Below are 3,608 nucleotides of genomic sequence, written 5' to 3'. Positions count from 1 at the left end.
GCGCCTGCAGGTTCATCCTATCGTCGGTCATCGGGGTCTCCGTCGGTTGCGTTTCGCAACCCAAACCTATCCGAAGAGCGCCGATGGCCACCCCTCAGCTACACCACCCCGTGGGGCACGACCGGCCCCGGGCCATCTAACGCCGGAGCCGCCGCTGCCGAACGTTCCTGGCACAATCGATGTGGCTCTACGTAGCGCAGGTGTCGACAATCCGGACATCGCAGCGGCGAAAGCCACGGCTGACAGTAGCGCGCAGCGGATCAACGCGGCGCGGGCAGTAGGGATGCCGACCGTGTCGTTCCGGTCGACCTTCGGGGTCAACGGTTCGACCAGTCCGCTTTTCCTGCGCACTGATATCCCCCGTTTCACCAACCAGTTGAGCGTGAGTGTGCCGTTCACGACGGGGGGACGCATCCGGTCGTCGATCCGCCAAGCAGAGGATCAGAATGCAGCTGATCGGCTGCGCGTCGAGCAAGCGCAGCGTGTGACCATGCAAGGGGTCTTTCAAAGCTGGAACGCCGACGTCGCTGCGCGCCGCGCGGGGCAGGTACAGGTCGCACAACTACAGGCAGCCAAAACGTTGCTGGACGGTTCGCTGCAGGAATATCGCGTCGGCCTGCGCACGACGTTCGACGTCCTCTATGCCGAGCAAACCTTGCGCGACACACTGCTGGCGATCGCCAGTTCAGATTGTGACGCCTATGTCGCTGAGGCGACGCTACTTCGCAAAGTGGGCGCGCTCAATGTCGCCGATCTGACGATGGCCGCGCCATCGTTCAATCCGATCGCCGAGGCCCGCGCCGCCGAGCGCCGGGACCGGCTGCCCTGGGACGGTGTGTTCGCCCTGCTCGATCGGGTCGGGTCGGGCAGCTTTCATTCAAAACCGCTGACGAATTACCCCATCGCCATCACCCAGTTGAAGGCGTCAAGCGGCTTAGGCCCCCGCGATTTCGCATCGGTGTCCGTTTCGGCGAATACCGTCTCGCCAAGCGCGGAGATCCAGTGATGACGACGTTCTCGGAAGATCGTCGCATAATACAGGACGAGTCCGGTCTCGCTGCTTTTGCGGCGCTGGCCGGCCTGCATGGCCTGCTGTTCGATCCGCGCCAGTTGCGTCACGAACTGGGCCACAATCGGCCAGCGACGGCCCAGGACATCGGCCGGCTAGCGCGGCGCGATCCGACGATCCGCACCAAGACGGTCCGCATCGGATGGGACAAGCTGGCGCGTCTGCCCTTGCCGGCCTTGCCCTACGGGCCGGAAGGCTGGTTCATCCTCGCGCGCGTGGCGGATGGCGAGGCGCTGGTGCAACGCTTCGCCAGCGATGGGGCGCCGATGACGCCGCAGCGCCTGGAGCGTAGCGACGTCGAGCGCCTCTGGGGTGGCGAATTGCTGCTGGTCACGACCCGCGAGCAGCTCGGTAGCCTGGGTCGATCGTTCGACTTCACCTGGTTCATTCCGCAGATCGTCCGCTACCGCCGCCTCATCGGCGAAGTGCTGCTCATCACGCTGTGCCTGAACCTGCTCGGACTGGCGGCGCCGCTCTTCTTTCAGAATGTCGTCGACAAGGTGTTGGTCAACGACACGTTCGACACGCTGACAATCCTGTCGATCGGCTTTGTGATCGTCTCGCTGTGGGAGACGGCGTTCGGCTGGCTGCGGACGCGGCTCTATGCGGAAGCCAGTCAGAAGATCGACGTGGAACTGGGCGCGAAGCTGTTTCGGCACTTGGTGTCGCTGCCGCTGTCTTTCTTCGGCGCGCGCCGTGTCGGTGACATCGCCATGCGGGTGCGCCAACTCGAGACGATCCGCGAGTTCCTGACCAACGCGTCCCTGTCTGTGCTGGTCGACCCGTTTTTCACGGTCATCTTCCTGGCCGTCATGCTGATGTATTCGGCTAAGCTGTTCCTGATCAGCGTGTTGACCATCCCTGCCTATGTGCTGGTGGCGGTAGCGGTGACGAAGCCGCTACGTGGGCGCATCGAAGAGAAGTTCGAGCGGGGCGCTGCAAACAATGCGCTGCTGGTCGAAAGTATTGGCGGGATCGAAACGGTCAAGGCGAGTGCGGTCGAGCCGCAATGGCGAGAGCGCTGGGAGCGGCAGCTTGCCGGATACAGCGCCGCGAGCCTGCGTGTCGTCAATCTCGGCAATAGCGGCTCTCAAGCGATCCTGTTGATTTCGAAGCTGAACATGGCCGCGATCCTCTATTTCGGGGCACAGAGCGTGATGGCGCGGACTTTGACCGTCGGTGGTCTGATCGCCTTCAATATGTTCGCGCAGCGGGTGTCCGGGCCGGTGATCCGGATGGCGCAGCTCTGGCAGGATTTCCAACAGGTGCGCCTGGCGATCACGCGGCTGGGCGACGTGCTCAACCAGCCAACCGAGCCAGGGGCGGGCAGCCGTACTGCGCTGCCCGCGATCAAGGGCCATGTGCGGTTTGAAAATGTGCGCTTCCGCTATGACTTGGAGGGGCCGAACACGCTCGACGGCATCGATCTCGATGTGCCTGCGGGCACGGCCATCGGCATCGTCGGGTCCTCGGGCTCGGGCAAGTCGACTGTCGCCAAGATCCTGCAGCGCCTCTACATTCCGCAAGGCGGGCGCGTACTGATCGATGACGTCGATGTTGCACAGATCGATCCAGCGTGGTTGCGGCGCCAGATCGGCGTCGTCCTGCAAGAGAACCTGCTGTTCAGCCGGACGATCCGCGAGAATATTGCACTGGCGGAACCCGCCGCGCCGATCGAGCGCGTGATGGCGGCCGCCCGGCTGGCGGGTGCGCACGACTTCATCGCGCGCCTGCCGCATGGCTATGATACGGTGGTCGAGGAGCGCGGCGCCAATTTCTCCGGCGGCCAGCGGCAGCGGATCGCCATCGCCCGCGCGCTCCTTCACCAGCCGCGCATCCTGATCTTCGACGAGGCGACCTCGGCGCTTGATGCCGAGAGCGAGGAGATCATCCAGACCAACCTGCGTGAAATGGTGCGGGGGCGAACCGTGCTCATTATCGCGCATCGCCTGTCGGCGGTTCGCCAGTGCGACCGCATCATCGCGCTCGAACGGGGGCGGATCGTCGAGCAGGGGACCCATGCCGAGCTTCTGCATATGGGCGGCCGTTATGCCGATCTGCATCGCCGCCAGGCCGGACCTGCTATCCTTCATGGAGTGCCCGCGTAATGAGCGGAACGATCGCCCGTCATCTTGAGGTCGTACGGGATGCGCTGCGTGCCGAGCGCGAGAGGGTGCGGACTCCACGGATCGAGGAAAGCGCCTTTCTGCCCGCCGCGCTGGAAGTGGCGGAGCGGCCAGTGTCACCGACACTTCGCGCAACCGCCTGGCTGCTGATCGTCGGATTGATCGCAACGATCCTGTGGCTGGTGCTCGGCGAGGTTGACGTGGTGGCGACGGCGCAGGGGCGGATCATCCCAGCCGGCGAAGTGAAGCTGATCCAGTCGGCTGGCAGTGGCACGGTCCGGGCGATCTAGAGCACCGAGCGTTTAATCGGAAGCATATCCGGCAGCGGCGAAGTAGTTGCGGCATTCGTGGGGGTTGTACAGGTCACAGATGGATCCGACGGTTTTCCAGAGGTCCTCGATGGTCCTGGCACC

The 3,608-nt window shown here is 64.2% G+C and carries 3 protein-coding genes and 1 pseudogene; 3 read left to right on the top strand and 1 reads right to left on the bottom strand.

All coding sequences use genetic code 11. The features are described from left to right. Positions 1 to 181: 181 nt before the first annotated feature. Genes ABDV78_RS19530 through ABDV78_RS19520 form a run of 3 tightly spaced genes read left to right on the top strand, consistent with a single transcriptional unit; the run spans position 182 to position 3,485 of the window. Complete coding sequence (locus ABDV78_RS19530) at positions 182 to 1,006, top strand: TolC family protein (RefSeq protein ID WP_343529102.1); 825 nt, start codon at positions 182 to 184, stop codon at positions 1,004 to 1,006. Beyond that, positions 1,006 to 3,177, top strand: a complete 2,172-nt coding sequence (locus tag ABDV78_RS19525) for a type I secretion system permease/ATPase (RefSeq protein WP_343529101.1) — start codon at positions 1,006 to 1,008, stop codon at positions 3,175 to 3,177. The genes ABDV78_RS19530 and ABDV78_RS19525 overlap by 1 nt, the downstream gene beginning before the upstream one ends. Further along, complete coding sequence (locus ABDV78_RS19520) at positions 3,177 to 3,485, top strand: hypothetical protein (protein ID WP_343529100.1); 309 nt, start codon at positions 3,177 to 3,179, stop codon at positions 3,483 to 3,485. The genes ABDV78_RS19525 and ABDV78_RS19520 overlap by 1 nt, the downstream gene beginning before the upstream one ends. Positions 3,486 to 3,497: 12 nt before the next feature. Here ABDV78_RS19520 and ABDV78_RS19515 read toward each other — a convergent pair. Beyond that, positions 3,498 to 3,608: pseudogene (locus ABDV78_RS19515) on the bottom strand (IS630 family transposase); the annotation flags it as partial.

The sequence above is a fragment of the Sphingomonas sp. genome, from assembly GCF_039594485.1.
Classification (GTDB): Bacteria; Pseudomonadota; Alphaproteobacteria; order Sphingomonadales; family Sphingomonadaceae; genus Sphingomonas.
The sequence above is the reverse complement of the archived record's forward strand: the minus strand, read 5'-3'. Positions and strand labels throughout refer to the sequence as shown.